Genomic DNA, 19,545 nt, shown 5'->3' on the forward strand with positions numbered 1-19,545 from the left:
TTAAAAATTAAATGATTGTATTCGAAAAAACTTCGATTTTATTTATTTCCTTAGGACAAAAAATCCGAGTGGAATCCTATCAAATAATTTGCGAAAGAGATTTCAATGCCTTGTTATACTCATCAATAATTTCTTCAAAAATAGCTTTTACGGGTTTAATTTCGTGAATCAATGAAGCTACTTGTCCAATTTCTAATTCTCCTTCGTCCAAATCGCCTTCGAACATGCCTCTTTTAGTACGTCCTTTTCCTAATAAAACTTTTAAATTTTCTGGAGTGGCTTCTTGCCTGTCGTATAAAGCTTTCACTTGCTCGTAAAACTTATTTTTTAACAATCTCACAGGAGCCAACTCTTTCATTGTCAAGATAGTACTTCCTTCATCGGCTGTCAATACCATTTTTTTGAAATTCATATGAGATGAAGCTTCATCAGTGGCGATGAATCGGCTTCCTATCTGAACTCCCTCCGCTCCTAATGCCATAGCGGCCAACATACCTCGACCCGTGGCGATACCCCCAGCTGCAATAATCGGAATATGAATATGTTGCTTGACCGAAGGAATCAGTGTCATCGTTGTAGTTTCTTCGCGTCCGTTGTGTCCACCTGCCTCAAAGCCTTCGGCAACAATAGCATCGACCCCTGCCTCTTGTGCTTTGATAGCAAATTTAGAACTACTGACTACATGAGCTACTTTAACACCCTCTTTTTTAAGTATTTGTGTCCATAAGGTTGGGTTTCCTGCTGAGGTAAATACGATTTCTACTTTTTCCTCCAAAATGATTTCCATCAATTTGTCTATATCGGGATACATGATTGGAATATTCACTCCGAAAGGTTTATTAGTGGCTTTTCTACACTTTTGGATATGTTCACGCAATACTTCTGGGTACATTGACCCTGCTCCGAGTAAGCCTAATCCTCCAGCGTTGCTCACTGCTGACACCAGTCGCCATCCGCTTGCCCAGACCATTCCTCCTTGAATAATAGGGTGTTGAATGCCAAAAAGTTCCGTTATTCGATTGATCATTTGTATAAGTTATTTTTTTTCGTGTTATCCCTCTAAGAACATACCTTGCCTATCGTTTTTCAAAAGTACCAATGATTAGAAATTTAACGTTTGCGATGAAAAAAATTCTTTATTTACTCAAAGGATTTGTTGATAAATAGTTTATCACATTGTTAAAAATCCGTTCTTGGATGTTTGACACGTCTGCTTTTACAAACTTCTCACCGATAATATTTTCATACAGTTCAATATAACGCTCAGAAACCGAAAGCACGTACGCATCTGTCATTTCAGGGACTTGTTGTCCTTCTTTTCCTTGAAATCCGTTAGAAATCAACCATTGACGTACAAATTCTTTTGACAATTGCTTTTGTGGTTCTCCCTTTTCTTGTCGTTCATCATAGCCTTCCTTGTAGAAATAACGAGAGGAATCCGGAGTATGTATTTCATCAATAAGCACGATTTGCCCATCTTTAGTTTTTCCAAACTCATATTTTGTATCTACCAAAATAAGTCCGCGTTTTGCTGCAATTTCGCTTCCTCTAGCGAACAAAGCATAGGTATATTTCTCCAATAAAGCGTAATCTTCTTCACTTACAATACCTCTTCGGATGATTTCTTCTTTTGAAATATCCTCATCGTGCTCACCATTTTCAGCCTTGGTAGCTGGTGTTATGATAGGATGTGGAAAAATATCATTCTCTTTCATTCCCTCAGGAAGGGCTACTCCACAAAGAATTCGTTTCCCAGCTTTATATTCGCGAGATGCATGTCCTGCTAAATAACCACGAATTACCATTTCTACCTTAAAAGGCTCACACAAATGTCCTATAGCAACGTTTGGATCGGGGGTAGCAATCAACCAATTAGGTACAATATCTTCGGTTTGCTGCATAAATTTCGTAGCGATTTGATTCAGAATCTGACCTTTATAAGGAATTCCTTTAGGCATTACCACATCAAAAGCCGAAAGTCGATCAGTGGCTATCATCACCAAAAGGTCGTTTTCAAGATGATAGACTTCCCTTACTTTTCCTCTGTAAACAGATTTTTGACCTGGAAAATTAAATTGAGTTGTTGTAATAGTGTGATTCATAAAAGTACATTTTTTATAGTATAGAAACTGTTTTTAAAAGAAAAGACAAAGGTAATGAATTGATTTGAATTGATAAAAAATATGTTTTGGAATTTAAGTCGTATAAAAGTTGTTCAGGAATATTGCATAGTTGATTTTTAAGTGCTACCTTTGCATAGAAGATTTATGGAATCTTCTATTAAAAAAGAAAATATAAAGAGAATTTTACTAAAAAGAGTCATTGACTCCATAATAGCTAACCCTACTGTTACTGGGTTACTATTAAGGCTTTGATATCTCTAACAGTTTTTCTACAAGAACAACACATGCAACGGGTGTTGCTTATTAAAACTGTAAAACAAGATTACAAGAAATAGCAACAGTTTTGTCTTCAATTGCTGTTTTTTTGGACTTGAAAAAAAAGAAAACTTTTAAATATAAATAATGATGAAAAATTGCATTTATTCTTTGACAATGGTGCTTCTACTGGGAATATTAGTACCTGCACAAGCACAGGTTTTGGATCGTCTGGCTAAAAAAGTTAACAGCAAGATAGACAATCAGGCGAGTAAAACAACTGACAGAAATAGAACTAGTACTACTCCTGGAAAAACCTATTACGTGAGTGCTACTAAGGGTAGCGTACGTGCCGATGGACTTAGTAAAGACAAACCGCTGAAAGACTTACAAAAAGCCATTGATTTGGCTGAGGAAGGCGATGTTATTTTAGTAGCCGAAGGCAATTACTTAGGTAATATGGACAGAGGCTACATCGAATGTGGAAAATTCGGTAACGGTGCCGATAATGGGAAATTCTTGAAGTTCTACGGAGGGTATTCCTCTGATTTTTCTGAGCGTAATCCAGTAAAATATATTACCAAAATTCAGCCCAATGCCTCCATACCCAAAGGAATCGGTTCGGCTTTGTTTCACATTACGGCACGTCGTGCTTATGGCGACAAACGTCCGGCAGGTGAGGTAGTGGTTGACGGATTTACTTTTGACGGAGGTGAGTACATTCTCTACTACAAACCCGATGTAAAAGATCCACGCACCGGAACGCCCAACGCTGAGGTAGAAACCGGAATGCTCGTTCACCCTGACGCTTTGGCAGGAAATGCTATGGGCGTAAATAAACACGATTGGCGTGCGCTACATCTTACCGTTGAGGGCAATGTAAAGGTGCAAAACTGTGTGTTTGTCAATTGTCGGAATTTCGGATTGCAAGGCGGAATGGGAGCAGGGCATATTGAAGTGAGTAATAACGTTTTTGTTGCCAATCGTTATGCGGCTTGTGAAATATGGGGAACATTGGCAGCAGGTAGAGAGGGCGAAATTTCGTTTGATTTTCATCATAATACGGTACTTTTCAGTTGGCCTATTACCAAAGAATTCGAAACGATGGGGCAAGGCTTCCGTTTTATGAATGGTATCCGTACTATCAATGTGTATAACAACATTTTTGCTTTCAATTCGCGTTGTGGCGTGGAACGTTGCCGATATGAAAATAAAAAAGAACTCGAAAAACTGAAACAGAGTAATCTTTATGATAATTATTTCTTAGGTAATATGTACGACCTTGAAATATGCGACAGCTCTCGACCGATCAATGTACCTGCATCACGTATTGAAGAGGCGGAAGAAATCGGGCCAAAATACGAAGGTAATAAAGAAATGCCTTTCAATGAGGCTTTTATTGCTGCCATTGATGCACCATACTTAAAAGGTTTTACAGGACTAAAAATATCAACCACAGAAAGTTATGATGCTAATTCTTCGGCAAATCAACTAAATCGCTTTTTAGGATTAAATCAGCAAGGAACGAGCACTACCCGCGTAACGATGTTTGCTAACAGATATCCGTGGCAAAAAGCCCGAAAATTATTTGGTGTAGTCAAAGGATACGGAGCGCAAGAAATTAAGTAGTAGGTATTAGCAGTTAGCAAATCGCAATTAGCATTTGTAACTTGGTTCTTGTTTCTTTATCCTTTTGAACTTTATTATTTATTCTTCACATTTTAAAATTTAAGAAAAAATGAAAACGATTAGCTATTTTTTGGTAGCAGTGCTCTTGCTAGGAGCTTGTAAAAATACCAAAAGTAATAACGAAACAGAAAGTGTATCAACAGATGAGCAAAAACTCATACAAACGTTGAAAGAACAGCTCATCGCCTCGGACAATCCTTTGGAGCGTATTAAAATAAATGTGCAGATTGCCGATTTGCAATTTAAAAACGCAAGTGAGGAAGACAAACAAAAGTTGTATTATGATATGACTACGTTTAATTGGGTGGAGTTGGACAGAATCAATGAGAAAGAATCCGAATATTTGGAAAACTATTACAGTTATCGGTTCGATGATGAAGGCGAAGCCCGAGAGCCTCACGATTCCATCAAACAAAAAGAGAAACCTTATTTAGATGCAGGTTTGGTGTTTGAAGAGCTTGGAGAGGGGTTGGTAGAGATTGATTTTCCCGAAGATTTTTACAATAAATATGAGAAACAATTATCGGAGGATTATCAGGAATATTTGCGTTTGGAGCGAGATGCTACAAACATTGCTCCTGATGCGGTTTTGATACTCGCTTGGGAGGATATCGCCGATTTGATTGTGCGTTACGAGGCTTATGCTGAAAAATATCCTCAAAATATTGGTCTTTTCAAAATGTTAGCAGGAAACTATGAGTTTTTGCAACAAGCGTTTGTCACTGGTACCGACAATACCCTGATTGTTGACGAAAACGGACAGCTTCTGTCGGAACTCAAAACCGAATGGTTACGTTTTAGCAAGGCTTACCCCAAAAGTCCTACCACTAAACTCATACAAATTGCTTTGGCAGAAAAGCAATATGCAGAACCGCACATATATACATTGATAGAAAAAATTAATAAAGCTCAATCGGTTTCCGATGACCCGTATATGAGCAATAAGCAGTAATTTTTAAACCTCTTAAAAATGAAACAAATAGTATTAAAAATCAGCATAATTCTTTTTTCGGTGTTGCTTATTGCTTGTAAAAATCAGAGTGCAAAATCGAAAGATACTTTATCGGCATCAGAGGAGCAAAAAGTATCGCTTCCTGAGTTGAAAGCCGGTGAGGAAAACGTATTTGAAAACAATCTTTTCCGATTGGTCGATGGCGGAACTGTAGAAACTTCGGACGGAATTTATAATACATTGAAAGTACAACCCAAAAATAGTAGTATCGCCACCTTTGAAATAGAAGGAACCGTTTTAACTTTTGAAGGTGTAGTTGGCAGTACTTTATTGGTGAGTGAAGGTACTGGAACCGTGGGATTACTTACACTTTTCGACCTTACTTCGGGAAAGGAAATCCTTCAAATAGAAAATTTTACAAGTGATGAGCTTTCGGTAGAAAATGACAACGCGTTTTATTACTACGCCTATGATCAAGATTTACCGACAGTGGCGTGGAGTGAAGCCAAAAAGGTTTGGGAGCCTGTAAATAAGGTGCCTAAAACACTTTTAGAAAGTCAAGAGCTTAAAGACGTTGCAGAAAATAACGAAAATCTTTTTGAAGGAATGCCAATGATGGCAAAACAAAAGATACGTGTTGATATTCAGCAGAAAAAAATAATTCCACTCAATGAATATAAATGGCTCTATATTGAATAACAATAATTTTTACTTCTAAATTGAAAGATATGAAACGATTATTGTCAATTTGGATTATGGTGCTGTTCGCTGTGCAACCTATATTCGGACAAGCTACGGCACAAAAATTCAAGAAAACATATAAAAATCAGAATGAAAGCAATGTAGCTTGGTTTGCCACTTATGTAGATGACCCTGACACTAATGGTACGAATTTACGAGAAACACCCGGCGGAAAGGTAGGTAAAGTGATTCATCCGAGTTTGGAAGAATCAAGGGTTTTTACCGTATCCTTGTTGGAGTCGTGGGAAGGGTGGTTTCGCATTGGTCAAGAAATAGAAATTTTGGACGAAGATACCCTTGTGTTGGGCAAATCTCTGTGGATTCACGGTTCATTACTGAAAGCAAGTACCACCAATTACGATGGAGAAGTACTTTCATTTTACCAAAAACCCGACCGTAAAAGTAAGGTGGTTTTTACAGTCAATACCGAAGTTAGTGTGTCCTTTGTTGCAATTGAACAAGGTTGGGCGAAAGTAAAATACGTTTCACCAACCCAAAAAGTGTACGTTGGGTGGATTCCCATAGAACAATTATGTGGCAACTTTGTAACGAATTGCTCGTAATGTGAAAAAGATTACTTATTTAACTTGCGAAATTAACCATTTAAAAAATAGATAACGATGAAAACCTTATTTTATATTTTTATTTCCATTTTAATGATTTCATTTTCAGGGTGTGGACAAAAAAAGACTCAAAAACAAGATACCGAAGAGATGAGTGCTGATGAAAATGTAACTATTGAAATGAAAGTTGTTCGGGTGAGCAACGCCAAAGAGTTTGTTAATGCATTGGCGTCCCACACTGAAATTATCATCGCCGAAGGTAGCCATATCGACCTTACTCAATATATTGAAGCAGTTGTTGACGGCTCCGAGCAGCTGAATTATCGTGAACAAGAAAGTAGCTATTTCGAAATTGAAGAAATTGGTGATGGGCATCAGTTGGTAATTTATGATATGGAAAACTTAATCATCAGAGGAGAAGGGAAAACGCCTATTCCTGTACAAGTTGCGCCAATGTATAGCTTTGTGTTTTCTTTTAAGGGAGGAACTAATATTCACATTGAAAACCTTGATGCCGGACATACCGAAGGTGGATACTGCGATGGTGGTGTTTTTCAATTTGTGAATTGTAGTAATGTCACCATTCATAAAACGGTTATGTACGGAAGCGGAACCGAAGGTATTCAAGCGATAGACTCGTACGATTTGAAATGCACCGAATCTGTTATTAAAGAATGCACTTACAGTATTATGACTTTGGATAATATTTTCAATGCTGTTTTTGAAGATTGTAAGTTTCATAATAACAAAGAATTCACCTTGGTAAATGTTCGAAATTCTAATAACGTACAGTTTAATCGTTGCCATTTCTATGATAATGAAGGTACTTTGTTTGATTTAGGCAACCAAATAACACTGAAAGATTGCCAAATTGATCATCCCAAATCAAAATTAGGTGATATGGGAAGCTGTATTGTAGAGTGATAAGATATATTGCTTATTAGCAACATTCCATAAAGAGGCAAATGAACTATAATTAACAAAAGGCTTCAACAAAATTTTAGTAAATTGTTGAAGCCTCTATTGGCTAAAAATCGAAAAGTAATTCATAATCACGAGAAATACGATTTTTAGTTTAGTTCTAAAAGTAGTATGTAAGAAGAAATTAATTTCGTTAAGCTATTCAATAAGGGATTTGATATCCTCAATAAGCATTTTAACTTGACTATCATTCAACCCGTTGTAGTAAATAATAGGCTTTCCATCCTTTCCTTTTCTTGAAACAATATTCCCATGCTGATCAATCAAAGCAAATAATCCTGAATGCTCAAAACGGTGGATATCCCCTGCCACTTCTTCAACATGCAAGTTGAAACCTTTGTTTGACAAGTCATAAATAGCATCTACTTCACCTGTAAGAAAATGCCAATTTGCACTGGTAGCACCTTTCTTTTGGGCGTATGCTTTTAACACCTCTGGCGTGTCCTCTTCTGGATTAATTGAAAAGGAAGCAAATCCAACGTTTTTATCTTTTAACTCATTTTGAATTTTAACCATATTGTTTGTCATTACAGGACATATGGTTGGGCAATCGGTAAAGAAAAAATCGACGACATAAACCATTCCTGCGTAGGTTTCGTTGTTAATAGTTTGGTTGTTTTGATTAGTAAATGTAAAACTAGGAGCCTTTCCAATAGTTACAATTTCTGGTTTTTCTTTTGTTTGGCAAGCAATCATCCCTAACAGAAGAAATAAAGCATAGATTCCTCTCATTTTCATAAATACGTCTATAATTGTTTTATTCTATTTCTCTTACAGATGGAAAAAGTGTAAATTCGTGCAAAGGTACGAAAAATATCTGGTTTTGATTATAAAATTTGCGGTAATTTTTGGCCATCATATTCAATTGGTAAGTGCGATTTTATTGTTGTATTTTTTGGATGAGCTTTACCGCAGTACTATTCTCCTTATTTTCATATAGTTCTGCGGTAGCTATCCGTGGACAGGAATCTTTTTCAGAAGTTTGAAAGAAGTTTTAATTATGGTTCCATTCCTACTGTTCATTCACTTTGTATTCTTCTGGGAAGCGGTATATTACCTTTTACCTATTCGCTCTTTTCGGCCAATCCTTTAAGAACCAGTTCAGCAGTGGCAGGATTCGTTGCAATTGGAATATTGTGAACATCGCAAATACGCATTAGCATCAAAATGTCGGGTTCGTGTGGATGTTTATCCAAAGGGTCGCGGAAGAAGAATACTCCCTGTACCTTACCTTCCACAATTTGAGCAGCGATTTGAGCATCTCCTCCCTTGGGGCCAGAGAGTACTTTTTCTACCTGTAATCCTGCATTTTGAGCATGTTGCCCTGTAGTTCCTGTAGCAATGATTTGAATGTTTGCTGAGTGCAAGGTTGTTAAATTTTTCATCAAAAAGGACACCATTTCGGCCTTTTTCCCATCGTGTGCAATGACTGCTAATTTCATATAGTTATGTTTTAAACGTTAAACATCGTATTTAATGGAGAACTTTTCAATAATCAAGATTTCCAACGTTCACTACTGCAAATAATGGCGAAAATACATATCCATTTTTTTTCGTAGTTTATTCATCTTCAGAAATTTCTACAAATTCAGGATATAAAAAGTTGTTGTAAGGAAAACGCGTAATGTGGATTTCTCGCACTTTAGCATATACTTTTTCCCTAAATTCAGCCAAATTATCCTTGTTTAGGGCAGAAATGAACAGCACATCGTCACCTACTTTGTTCATCCATGTCTGTTTCCAGTCCTCCAAGGTGAAATGTTTTTTGGTGAATTCCGTGGTTAGGTCATCATCAGCAATACTTTCATGCGTGTAAGCATCTATTTTATTAAAGACCATGATAGTAGGTTTATCAGCACTTTTAATTTCCGTCAAAATTTGATTTACAGACTGTATGTGTTCCTCAAAATTAGGATGTGAAATATCCACAATATGTAGCAACAAATCTGCTTCACGTACTTCATCTAAGGTACTTTTGAACGATTCAATGAGTTGCGTTGGCAATTTGCGAATAAATCCAACAGTATCGCTCAATAAGAAAGGTAAGTTACCAATCACCACCTTACGGACAGTGGTATCCAAGGTTGCAAACAATTTATTTTCTGCAAAAACTTCACTTTTGCTAATCACATTCATCAAAGTTGATTTTCCAACATTGGTATATCCAATCAACGCCACACGAACCAATGCTCCACGATTGCTACGTTGCACAGCCATTTGACGATCTATAGATGACAGCTTTTTCTTCAAAAGAGCAATCCTGTCTCGTACTATACGGCGGTCTGTTTCAATTTCCGTTTCTCCTGGTCCACGCATCCCGATACCTCCTCTCTGACGTTCCAAGTGCGTCCAAAGACCTGTTAGTCGTGGTAAAAGATATTGATATTGAGCAAGTTCTACTTGAGTTCGTGAATAACTTGTTTGAGCCCGTTGTGCGAAAATATCCAAAATAAGCCCAGTACGGTCTAATATCTTTGCTTTCAGAATACGCTCAATATTTTTCTGTTGTGCAGGAGAAAGTTCGTCGTCAAAAATAACGGTTCCTACTCCGTTTTCTTCAACAAATAACTGCACTTCTTCCATTTTTCCTGTTCCGATAAACGTCTTAGGATTTGGTACATCCAAGCGTTGAGTGAATCGTTTTAGCACCTCGCCTCCAGCTGTATAGGTCAAAAACTCCAACTCATCCAAATATTCTTTTGATTTCTCTTCGTCCTGCGTTTGATTAATAATACCCACCAACACTACCTTTTCGTAGTTTAGGTTCATTTGTTCCAACATATCGTTTTAGTATCGAATTTTCTGCAAAAATAGGAAGAATATTTTTTAAAAAAACCGATTTTATTGAAAAATCGGAGAAATAAGCGTAGGGAAATATTTATAAGCTAAATTTCTAGCTCAAATTATGTTTTAAAGAAGCTAGTAATGTTTTAAACTGAAAATCATAGCCTAATTTTTCAAGCCTTTCGGCACGAATCCGACTCCCTTGAAGTAACAAGACGGAGGCTTCTCCAAACAAACACTGAATCAAGTATTTAGGTAAAGGAGGAAATATAATTTTACGACCAACGACCGTTGCTAATGAGTGCGTAAAATTCTTATTACTAATATGTTCGGGAGCAACAATATTAAAAACTCCAGAAGCGTTTTTTTCTTCCAATAGAAATTGAGTAACATCCACTAAATCAGCAATATCAATCCAAGGAATGTATTGTTTACCATTGCCCAATACAGCCCCTAAACCTATTTTGGTTATGGGTAACATTTTCGATAAAATTCCACCATTTTTGCTGATAATCACACCTAACCTCAACTTTAAAACTCTGTCAGACAATATATTAAATTTATCAGCCACTGCTTCCCATTGCTGACAGACATCACTGAGGAAATCATTTCCTTTGGGGCTGTTTTCTGTGTATATATTTTCTGTGGTTTTTGTACCGTAATAGCCTACTGCAGAGGCAGAAATGAACGTTTTCAGTCGTATGCGATGTTTCTTAAGAGCGTTTAAAAGAATTTCAGCTGATTGAACTCGGCTGTCCAATATCTCTTGCTTACGGCTTTTTGTCCATCGTTTTTCTCCAATAGAAGCACCTGCCAAATGGACGATATGTTGCACCCCGTCAAACGCCCTTTCATCGATAAAACCTGAAGAAATATCCCAACGATAATGGTTCGGTTTATTTGCTTTCCGACTGAGAAAACGAACTTCATAACTCATTTTCAAAACCTTACAAAGTTCTTTGGCAAACATTCCGTTACCTCCCGTGATTAAAATAAGTTCTTTGGACATAAAAGAGACGTTTTTGCGGTTTGTGTAAAAACAAAAACCACAGTTTAAACTGTGGTTTTTGCAATTCCTAATCCTTAAAAATATGAAAAATTTCCTCTATGAAGAAGATCTCGTGGTACCTCCAGGAATCGAACCAGGGACACAAGGATTTTCAGTCCTTTGCTCTACCAACTGAGCTAAGGTACCAGTTGTTTTTCTTTTGCGTTGCAAATATAGAACCTTTTTTCAAACTGACAAAATATTTATTAAAAATATTTTGTTTTTTTTATGCTTTCTTATATAATAGCATGAAAAACAAGTGTTTGTAAAAAAAATATTTTTTACATCATAATTCCTATCTTCGGATAATCAAACTGAATTTGAACCAAACCTCGCAGTTGTTTTGCCTTTTGATATATTTCAGCGATATCCAACCCTGAGTCGTCGGTTTCAAGAAAATAACTACCTTCGGGAATAGATTTAAATACTTCCTGAACAGTAATATTAGTCAATAAGGATTTTCCAAATGAAAGTTTGATATTTTCGTTAATTAAAGTTGTAGCAACAGCTTGATTTTTGTTGAAACCGTGCAAAATCCATGGTTGCTGTGGTTGATATTTCTTTTTTAAGGAAATCAACTCACTATACGCTTTCACGCAGTGAATGATGAGTGGTTTTTTAACCTCTTCCGAAAGGAGTATATGTCGTTCAAAAATAGTTTGTTGCAGAGACAAAGGATATTTGACATTTCGGTCTAATCCACATTCTCCAATTGCTGCACAATGTTCATACTTCACTTTTTTGGTTACCGTTTCCCATTGCGATTGCCAGTCATCTTCCGAAAAATACCAGGGATGTATGCCTACGGAGAAAAAACCTTCTTTGTTTATTGAAAACGGGAATTCATTACGAATCACGATATTCCCAGAAGAGGATTCGTTATGAGTGTGTATGTCAAATAAAAGATTCAAAGTCTTAGAATTTAAAAGTTCCACTAATTACCTTTTTACTCTTTATTCTTCGTATCAACAATAATTGTGACAGGTCCATCATTGCATAGACTCACTTGCATATCGGCTCCAAAAACACCTGTGCCTATAGTTTTCCCTAAATCCGATGTAAGTTGTTCAACAAATTTTTCATAAAGAGGCACAGAGATTATAGGTTTTGCAGCTTTGATATAGCTTGGTCGGTTGCCTTTTTTAGTAGAAGCATGTAGCGTGAATTGTGAAACTGTAATAATTTCACCATCAATATCTTTTACCGACAGGTTCATCACCCCATTTTGGTCATCGAAAATACGCATATTGACAATTTTTGCCGAAAGCCATTGCACATCCTCTAAGGTGTCGCTATCTTCAATACCTACTAAAATCAATAACCCTTGTCCAATAGATGAAACGGACTGATTACTAACGCTTACGGATACGTTAGATACACGTTGAATAACTGCTCTCATAACTGCCTTTTAGAAGATTTTAATTTTTTGGAAAATAAGTTCTCAAGACGATAAGGATCATAACTCACACACCAATAATTAGTTAACATTTTTCCACATATTTTTATCAGTAAAAAAATAAAGTTTCACTACAAATTATAATTTACTCCAAAGGATAAGCTCATCAAATCGGGATAGCCAGGCACAAAGGACATCGTCAAATCGAATCGCTCATTTAAAGCGTATTTGTATTCAAATTCTCCGCCATACCACAAAAACAAGTATTGCCAACGACTTTCTTTGCTTCCTTTAAATACGTTCGGATTATGATAGCCCTCTAATTTTTGCCAATTCTTACGAAACACTAAAGTAGGACCTAAACCTCCTGATAATTTGTGACTTTCAATTTCAAAAATCCTAAAGCGAATTCCAATATGCGAAAACCCACCGAACTGAACCGCACAGTCAGCATAAACCCCTTGTGCAAATTTGATACTTATACCCTCATAAACAAATTTTTCAGCAGAAATAATCGCCCCCAAATTCAGAACAAAATAAGCATTCTCATCTAATTTATTAGGCATTAAATGAGCATTTTGCCTTTCTCCCAACGGATGGAAACTCAAACCAAAGAATTTTATTCCAATATTATCTTGCCCTAAGCATTGAGATGAAATTAATATTACTAAAACTATAAGGTATTTTTTCATTTCAACCTGATATGCAATTCGTGAAGTTGTGCTGGGTCAATCTTTGCTACAGCACTTCTTTAGTTTTTATCCAATCGCTTTTCTAATTCTTTTCTAACTTCTTCGGCTGTAGGGTCAATTGCAATGATTGTTCCTTTTTCGTCAATGAGAAAAACACCACCCGCTTTATTTTGCATTCCGTACTTCTGCCAAATTTTATTTTGCTTGTCTAACTCAACCAATTGTAACCAATCCCATTTTTCTTTCTCTAAAAATTTCGTTAACCTATCCGTATTTTTAAACTCTCCGGCAATCCCTACCATTGTGAAACCCTTGTCTTTGTATGCTTCATAAATGGGAATCATCATACGAGTAGTAGCAATACAAGATCCGCACCAAGTAGCCCAAAAATCTAATAGTGTTATTTTTCCTTGAATAACTTTTGATAGTTGTACTTGCTTTCCATTTAGGTCAGGAGCTGTAAAATCAACGAATTTTTGACCAATTTTAATATTTTCAAGAGAGGCAACTAATTCGACAACCAATTTATTATATGGATGGTTAGGATTAGCTTTTACAAGTTTTTTTGCAACTCTTTTGCTATAAGAAATATCCATTTGCTCCCTTTTATACATTAAGTCTTTCAAAAGAAATGAGTAAGCAATCAAGTTCGGGTTTTTCTCAATATACTCCTGACGATATGCTTTAGCTTCCTCATTTAGAGGCTTTAACCTATCATTAAGCTTTTTAGCCTCAGGGCTAAGATGTTTATCAGCTTTTGTTAAGGCTTCAATTTTTTCGTAGATAAGTTTTTTCTCAACACCTGTTTTATCGTCTAACTGCTTGTACAACTCTTCCACCTCTTTACTATGATACAAATCATTTTCATATAAAACATCCAAACTATCTATAATCGGTTGGAAGAGATGTTCAAACTTACGATTGAAATCATCCGTATACTTTTTATGCTCAGCATTCAACTTGCCTCCTTTTACAATGTTCTTGTTAAATTCTTCTTCATCATAAAGCGTGAGATGTATCTCCTCATTTTCCAAAAACAATTCCATAATACTTCCACTTCCTTTTTTACGAATCTCACTGAAATAAAGTTCTACAGCTTCTGGAAATTCTAATTGAGATTCATAATAAAACTTCCCATTCTTTACAGGAATTTCTATAACAGCATCTGTAAATACAGATTGTGTGGGTTTTGCCAACAAAATAGATTCAGTTTCTGCCCCAACAACTTCTCCCGAAAGCTTTAGCTTTTTCTGTGCATACATTTCTTTGAAAGAAAATAAAGTTATCAGCACAATGAATAGTAATTTTCTCATTTTTATCATAGTTTTAAGATGTTAGCAAATCTAATGATTTTTCTCAAAAAAAGAAAAACATTGCTAAAAATTCTTCTATCTTTCAGCAATGTTTTTTTATATTAATTATTTCAACCTGATATGCAATTCGTCAAGCTGTGTGGAGTCAATCGGTGAAGGTGCGTCAATCATTACATCGCGTCCCGAATTGTTTTTCGGGAAGGCTATAAAATCGCGGATAGTTTCTTGTCCGCCCAAAATAGCAACCAATCTATCAAACCCAAAAGCCAAGCCTCCGTGTGGCGGTGCTCCGTATTTAAAGGCGTTCATCAAGAAGCCAAATTGAGCCTCTGCTTGTTCAGATGTAAAGCCTAACAACTCAAACATCTTCGCCTGTAATTCTTTATTGAAAATTCGGATAGAACCACCGCCTATTTCGTTTCCGTTCAGCACCAAATCATATGCGTTGGCACGTACCGCAGCCGGATTGGTATTAAGCAAGGGAATATCTTCTGGTTTTGGAGATGTAAACGGGTGATGCATTGCAAAAAATCGGTTCTCTTCTTCGTTGAACTCCAACAATGGGAAATCTACTACCCATAACGGAGCAAATTCGTCCGCTTTGCGTAAGCCCAAACGCTCGGCAAGTTCCATACGCAAGGCTGAAAGTTGCCCACGCACCTTGTCGGCTTTTCCTGAGAGAATACAGATAAGGTCTCCTGCCTTTGCCTCAGTGCGTTCCGCCCATTTTTGGAGGTCTTCTTCGCTGTAAAATTTATCCACTGACGATTTGAAGCTACCATCATCATTGCATTTAACATACACCATACCTGAAGCTCCTACCTGTGGGCGTTTTACCCATTCGATTAAAGCATCGATTTCCTTACGTGTGTAGCTGTTAGCCCCCGGAACGGCAATCCCTACCACCAATTCCGCTTCGTTAAATACCTTGAAATCTTTGTGTTGTGCGATATCGTTAAGCTCACCGAACTTCATTCCAAAACGGATATCGGGTTTGTCGTTTCCGTAGGTTTTCATCGCTTCGGCATAGGTCATTCGTGGGAATTTCTCAATAGAAATGCCTTTTACTTCCTTCAACAGATGTTTTGTAAGTCCCTCAAAGGTATTGATGATATCTTCTTGCTCCACGAACGACATTTCGCAGTCGATTTGGGTAAATTCTGGCTGTCTGTCAGCACGTAAATCCTCATCGCGGAAGCATTTTACTATCTGAAAATATTTGTCTAATCCGCCGACCATCAAGAGTTGCTTGAACGTTTGTGGCGACTGCGGAAGGGCGTAAAACTCTCCCTCGTTCATACGACTTGGCACCACAAAATCCCTCGCTCCCTCAGGAGTTGATTTTATCAGCACGGGTGTTTCCACCTCAATAAATCCTTCTTTAGAAAGATAATTCCTCACTTGCATCGCTACCTCGTGACGGAAAATCAAATTGTTGCGAACTGGCGTACGACGAATATCCAAATATCTGTATTTCATACGAATATCTTCCCCGCCGTCGGTATTATCTTCAATGGTAAAAGGAGGAAGTTCCGATTTGTTCAATACAAGCAATTCCGAAACCAAAATTTCGATTTCTCCGGTGGGAATATGATTGTTTTTTGCCTCACGTTCAATGACTTTTCCCGTTACCTGAATTACGTCTTCGCGAGAAAGTGTTGTAGCCAATTCCAACACGTTTTTGTTGGTGCGTTCTTCGTCAAAAATAAGCTGAGTGATGCCATATCGGTCACGGATATCCACCCAAACCATAAAACCTTTATTGCGGATTTTTTGTACCCAACCACTGAGGGTAATTTCTTTATTTACATCGGAAAGGCGAAGTTCGCCACAAGTATGTGTTCTGTACATAACTTACTTTTTTTTGCAAAAATAAGTATTTGTCGGGAATATAAGCTATGAATTTTACAAATTTCTTTTACCTTTATTTATGATACTCTTCAAATATGGGAAAAACTTGTCTGTCATTTTCATATGTAAAAATTTGTTCTTCACTACCTCTTGTTTTGTTTTTTAGCCATAACACTGCATTTTTCGGAGCTTCAAATTTTAATTTTCCTTTTTCTGTGCCTGTTTGTTCTCCTAATGAAATCCAACCGTTTTCTCCTGCGTTGTAAAAAAGCTCGTAAACATCGCCGTTTCTGATGAAGTTATCATCATTACGTGGAATAAGTTGTGCCTTTTTGACTTGTTTAGGAATGTTTGATTTAAAGAAAATACTTGTGCCTAATTCGCTTGCGTGAAAAAATGATATAGGATTGTTATCAAAAGCGTTTTTAAGTTGGTATAAAGCAACATCTTTCCAAGGTTTCCCATTGGAATAGATGGTGTCAAACACAATTTGTTTGTTTTCTGTGTCAAAAAAATGAATTTCTGCAATCGAAAGTTCAGTTTCTTTGGGAACTTCATACTGAAAATAGCAAAAAGATTTTGAATTTACGATATCAATGTTTATCACATTATTTGCAGGAAGCGTGTCCATTTTAAAAAGCAATTCACTATTTGTGAAATTAGCATTTGTACTTCCTTTGATTTGTATGCCTTTTAGCCAATTTTTATATTTTACAACCGTTGTTTTTCGTAAAGGATATTTTCGTGTTAAAGTGATGTTATGTTGTTCTTTTTCAGGATAAAATATATGCAGTCCTTCCTTTTTTAACATAAATGGATATGCAATAGGAATGAGTTCATTATTTTGATACGTCAATGGTTGATATATTACAAAAGGTTCGATATTTTCAAAAATCAAACTGTCTTTTTTAACATCGCCTTTTCCGATAGCAAGCCAACCGTTTCGTGCTGTAAAAACTCCAATGAATGCGTTTTTAACTTGATTTTTTATTGGAATAGCCATACGGTTTTTGCCAAAGTATTCATCTGTTACATCTTTTAGGAAAGGATTTTGTAAGGAAGCAGGTAAATTTTTGAGTTCCTCCAAATTTTGTTGGACTCCGTAAGTCATTCTAAAAACTTTCCCTTTTTTGCGTTGGTCTGTGAAATTATCATCACGAACGGCGTTAAATTGTTCATACCAAAAAGGTAAGTATTTCCCTGTGGTATCTCGCACCACATTCCATTGGTGGTCTATTCGATACTCAGGGGAATAAGGATATATATCCGTAGTTACAGGAATTCCAACGGAACGCATTACGTAAATTGCTATATCACAAGCCTCTCGGCAAGTTCCTATTCGGTTGTTTAATTGAAAGTCAGCATCTTGCCTTGGCGTTGGAAAATCTATGAAATAATAAAAACCTTCGGTTTTCATATAATCAGAAAGGATATTGCAGGCTTCAACAACGTCTGTTCCTTTGTAAAGAGAATCTAAAATAGGATTGTATTTTTCGTAATAGGCTTTACGCCAATTTGTTAAAGGCTCTTCGGCGATGCGATAAGGTAAAATTAACTTGCAAAAATCGTCAAACGAAAGGTGTTTGTTCCAAGGTTTTTCTTGCCAAACTTTGAAGGCATAATCAATGTTTTCGATAAGCATTTCTGCTTTAATCTCTTTTATGTCTTGTTTGATGATAGATTGTGAAGTTTGCAATAACCGAATACCTTTCTGACGTTCATCTTCGGTTAAATTTCTTTTTTGAAATATGTCTGAAAGCAAAATTTTGACACTATCGATTTCAGTACTCACTTGATAGTGATAATACGGCATATTTTCAATTAAAAACGCCACAGATTTATATTTTAAACTGTCATTTTCATAGTGACTCAGCACTTTTTCAAGTTCAATGCGGTTATCTTCGGCTTGTTGTAAAGCAAGGTCTAATTTTGTGATTGTTTTAGAACAGGAAAACAATAGGAATGGTATGAATGAAATAAAAAAATTCATAAAACAAAGAAGTTGAGAGAAATAAAATCATTATTTTAACGAAAAGAAGCTACTCTAAGATGAATAGCCTCTTGCTTTTTGAGCTATTTTTTTACCTTGTAATTTTCATAAATCACAACCCCAACCATACAAAGAAATCCAAAGATGGTTACGGGAATAGAGAAAGCTAAGGTCTCCTTATCAAAAAAAGGTAATTTCTGTTGGACAGAAAAAAACAAATTCATCAAAGGAAAAAAAAATAGCACGTATCCAATCGAATATAGTAGAATTTTCTTTTTCATAACAACTAACAATTACTGCTTCTATAATATGCCCAAGCGGAGGTTGCTCCTGATTCAATAGCGACACCTATCAAAGCAGGTATAGCCAATGTTCCTCCTGAACCAGCAGCTACTCCTGCACTTATAATAAAACCAATTGATGCAGACATTCCATCCGCTTCAAGTACATCAGATAGACATCTTCTCCATTTGTCATCATCTCCTGCCGATTCTGAATTTGAGTTTTCTGAATTTGACATATAAACTATTCTTTTTAAAGTGTTTTTATAATACGCATACTGTCCTTGTCCGCCCAATTTTTTAGGTAACCAGAATTCAGATGATTTTTTCAAAACAGATGTAAATACCAAAAAGGCTTCGTAATCACGAACGTTAACATCTTCTTTTAACATTTGATTTTTAATTTTTTCTACGAAATCTGAAATAGCATCAACATCTTTATTTTTGGATTCATCTCGTAAAAAATCTAACACCTTTTGAAAATATATGAAGTTACTTTTATCAGAAAGGTTGTCTCTAAGTGTTTGTGAATATTGCTCACCTTTATTCCCATCATTTATATTTTTAGAAAATAAGCCTTTTATATGTGAGCCAGATTCTACTCCATTCAAATGTTTTTCTAATAACATTTGTTTTTGTACCAACAATCCTTCAAATTTATCAGTTGCAGAATAATTGTTATTTAGTATTATTTTTAGGAATTCATTATGTTTTTCTCCTATTAAATCAATGTATTCATCAGATATTGTTCTACCTTCTTCAATTTTTGATTTATTATTATCTTCTGATTTTTGACAAGAATAAATTCCTAATGTTGCTATTGATAAAGCAACAAATCCTAATAAAAATAGTATTTTTCTCATTTTTTTAAAATTTTTGTTGTTTT

General features: G+C 36.1%; 19 protein-coding genes and 1 tRNA gene. 5 read left to right on the top strand and 15 right to left on the bottom strand.

The features are described from left to right. Positions 1 to 79 precede the first annotated feature (79 nt). Both CCAND38_RS00865 and CCAND38_RS00870 read right to left on the bottom strand, forming a co-directional pair. The gene (locus tag CCAND38_RS00865; RefSeq protein ID WP_042343044.1) at positions 80 to 1,027 is read right to left on the bottom strand and encodes an NAD(P)H-dependent flavin oxidoreductase; all 948 of its coding nucleotides are present in this window, start codon (positions 1,025 to 1,027) and stop codon (positions 80 to 82) included. A gap of 109 nt (positions 1,028 to 1,136) precedes the next feature. Beyond that, complete coding sequence (locus tag CCAND38_RS00870) at positions 1,137 to 2,102, bottom strand: phosphoribosylaminoimidazolesuccinocarboxamide synthase (protein ID WP_042343045.1); 966 nt, start codon at positions 2,100 to 2,102, stop codon at positions 1,137 to 1,139. Between the two features lie 426 nt (positions 2,103 to 2,528). Between CCAND38_RS00870 and CCAND38_RS00875 the strand changes: the two genes are divergently transcribed. From CCAND38_RS00875 to CCAND38_RS00895, 5 genes are all read left to right on the top strand, one after another. Then, the gene (locus tag CCAND38_RS00875) at positions 2,529 to 4,007 is read left to right on the top strand and encodes a right-handed parallel beta-helix repeat-containing protein (protein WP_231549981.1); all 1,479 of its coding nucleotides are present in this window, start codon (positions 2,529 to 2,531) and stop codon (positions 4,005 to 4,007) included. 109 nt (positions 4,008 to 4,116) lie between these two features. Further along, complete coding sequence (locus CCAND38_RS00880) at positions 4,117 to 5,019, top strand: hypothetical protein (protein WP_042343047.1); 903 nt, start codon at positions 4,117 to 4,119, stop codon at positions 5,017 to 5,019. An 18-nt stretch (positions 5,020 to 5,037) separates the two neighbouring features. Continuing rightward, positions 5,038 to 5,718 carry a hypothetical protein gene (locus tag CCAND38_RS00885; protein WP_042006837.1) on the top strand — a complete coding sequence of 227 codons (681 nt, stop codon included), beginning with the start codon at positions 5,038 to 5,040 and terminating at the stop codon, positions 5,716 to 5,718. A 29-nt stretch (positions 5,719 to 5,747) separates the two neighbouring features. Next, positions 5,748 to 6,323 (top strand): hypothetical protein, encoded by a 576-nt coding sequence (locus CCAND38_RS00890; protein ID WP_042006835.1) that lies wholly within the window; start codon positions 5,748 to 5,750, stop codon positions 6,321 to 6,323. A gap of 57 nt (positions 6,324 to 6,380) precedes the next feature. After that, positions 6,381 to 7,247 (top strand): right-handed parallel beta-helix repeat-containing protein, encoded by an 867-nt coding sequence (locus CCAND38_RS00895; protein WP_052458055.1) that lies wholly within the window; start codon positions 6,381 to 6,383, stop codon positions 7,245 to 7,247. Between the two features lie 195 nt (positions 7,248 to 7,442). Here CCAND38_RS00895 and CCAND38_RS00900 read toward each other — a convergent pair whose 3' ends face one another. The 13 genes from CCAND38_RS00900 to CCAND38_RS00960 form a co-directional block, all read right to left on the bottom strand. After that, the gene (locus CCAND38_RS00900; RefSeq protein WP_231549982.1) at positions 7,443 to 8,042 is read right to left on the bottom strand and encodes an SCO family protein; all 600 of its coding nucleotides are present in this window, start codon (positions 8,040 to 8,042) and stop codon (positions 7,443 to 7,445) included. 326 nt (positions 8,043 to 8,368) lie between these two features. Next, positions 8,369 to 8,746: a methylglyoxal synthase gene (locus CCAND38_RS00905; protein ID WP_042006831.1), complete on the bottom strand. Its 378-nt coding sequence runs from the start codon at positions 8,744 to 8,746 to the stop codon at positions 8,369 to 8,371. A 118-nt stretch (positions 8,747 to 8,864) separates the two neighbouring features. Continuing rightward, positions 8,865 to 10,085 (bottom strand): GTPase HflX, encoded by a 1,221-nt coding sequence (gene hflX, locus CCAND38_RS00910; RefSeq protein ID WP_042006829.1) that lies wholly within the window; start codon positions 10,083 to 10,085, stop codon positions 8,865 to 8,867. Positions 10,086 to 10,197: 112 nt separating this feature from the next. Next, on the bottom strand, positions 10,198 to 11,097 hold the full coding sequence (locus CCAND38_RS00915; protein ID WP_042343048.1) for a TIGR01777 family oxidoreductase: 900 nt from the start codon (positions 11,095 to 11,097) through the stop codon (positions 10,198 to 10,200). Between the two features lie 113 nt (positions 11,098 to 11,210). Then, positions 11,211 to 11,283 (bottom strand) — tRNA-Phe (locus CCAND38_RS00920). A gap of 134 nt (positions 11,284 to 11,417) precedes the next feature. After that, on the bottom strand, positions 11,418 to 12,047 hold the full coding sequence (locus CCAND38_RS00925; protein ID WP_042343093.1) for a TatD family hydrolase: 630 nt from the start codon (positions 12,045 to 12,047) through the stop codon (positions 11,418 to 11,420). A gap of 35 nt (positions 12,048 to 12,082) precedes the next feature. Continuing rightward, positions 12,083 to 12,535: a D-aminoacyl-tRNA deacylase gene (dtd, locus tag CCAND38_RS00930; RefSeq protein WP_042343049.1), complete on the bottom strand. Its 453-nt coding sequence runs from the start codon at positions 12,533 to 12,535 to the stop codon at positions 12,083 to 12,085. 128 nt (positions 12,536 to 12,663) lie between these two features. Continuing rightward, positions 12,664 to 13,224, bottom strand: a complete 561-nt coding sequence (locus tag CCAND38_RS00935; protein ID WP_042343050.1) for a hypothetical protein — start codon at positions 13,222 to 13,224, stop codon at positions 12,664 to 12,666. A 59-nt stretch (positions 13,225 to 13,283) separates the two neighbouring features. Continuing rightward, positions 13,284 to 14,537, bottom strand: a complete 1,254-nt coding sequence (locus CCAND38_RS00940; protein ID WP_197066308.1) for a TlpA disulfide reductase family protein — start codon at positions 14,535 to 14,537, stop codon at positions 13,284 to 13,286. Positions 14,538 to 14,642: 105 nt separating this feature from the next. Next, positions 14,643 to 16,388, bottom strand: a complete 1,746-nt coding sequence (aspS, locus tag CCAND38_RS00945) for an aspartate--tRNA ligase (protein WP_042343054.1) — start codon at positions 16,386 to 16,388, stop codon at positions 14,643 to 14,645. Between the two features lie 73 nt (positions 16,389 to 16,461). Then, a complete protein-coding gene (locus CCAND38_RS00950; protein ID WP_042343056.1) occupies positions 16,462 to 18,378 on the bottom strand; it encodes a hypothetical protein in 1,917 nt (638 codons plus the stop codon). Positions 18,379 to 18,461: 83 nt separating this feature from the next. Further along, positions 18,462 to 18,659 carry a hypothetical protein gene (locus CCAND38_RS00955; RefSeq protein ID WP_042343058.1) on the bottom strand — a complete coding sequence of 66 codons (198 nt, stop codon included), beginning with the start codon at positions 18,657 to 18,659 and terminating at the stop codon, positions 18,462 to 18,464. 5 nt (positions 18,660 to 18,664) lie between these two features. Beyond that, positions 18,665 to 19,522, bottom strand: a complete 858-nt coding sequence (locus tag CCAND38_RS00960; RefSeq protein WP_042343060.1) for a hypothetical protein — start codon at positions 19,520 to 19,522, stop codon at positions 18,665 to 18,667. Positions 19,523 to 19,545 lie beyond the last annotated feature (23 nt).

This window comes from Capnocytophaga canis (assembly GCF_000827555.1).
GTDB classification, from domain to species: domain Bacteria; phylum Bacteroidota; class Bacteroidia; order Flavobacteriales; family Flavobacteriaceae; genus Capnocytophaga; species Capnocytophaga canis.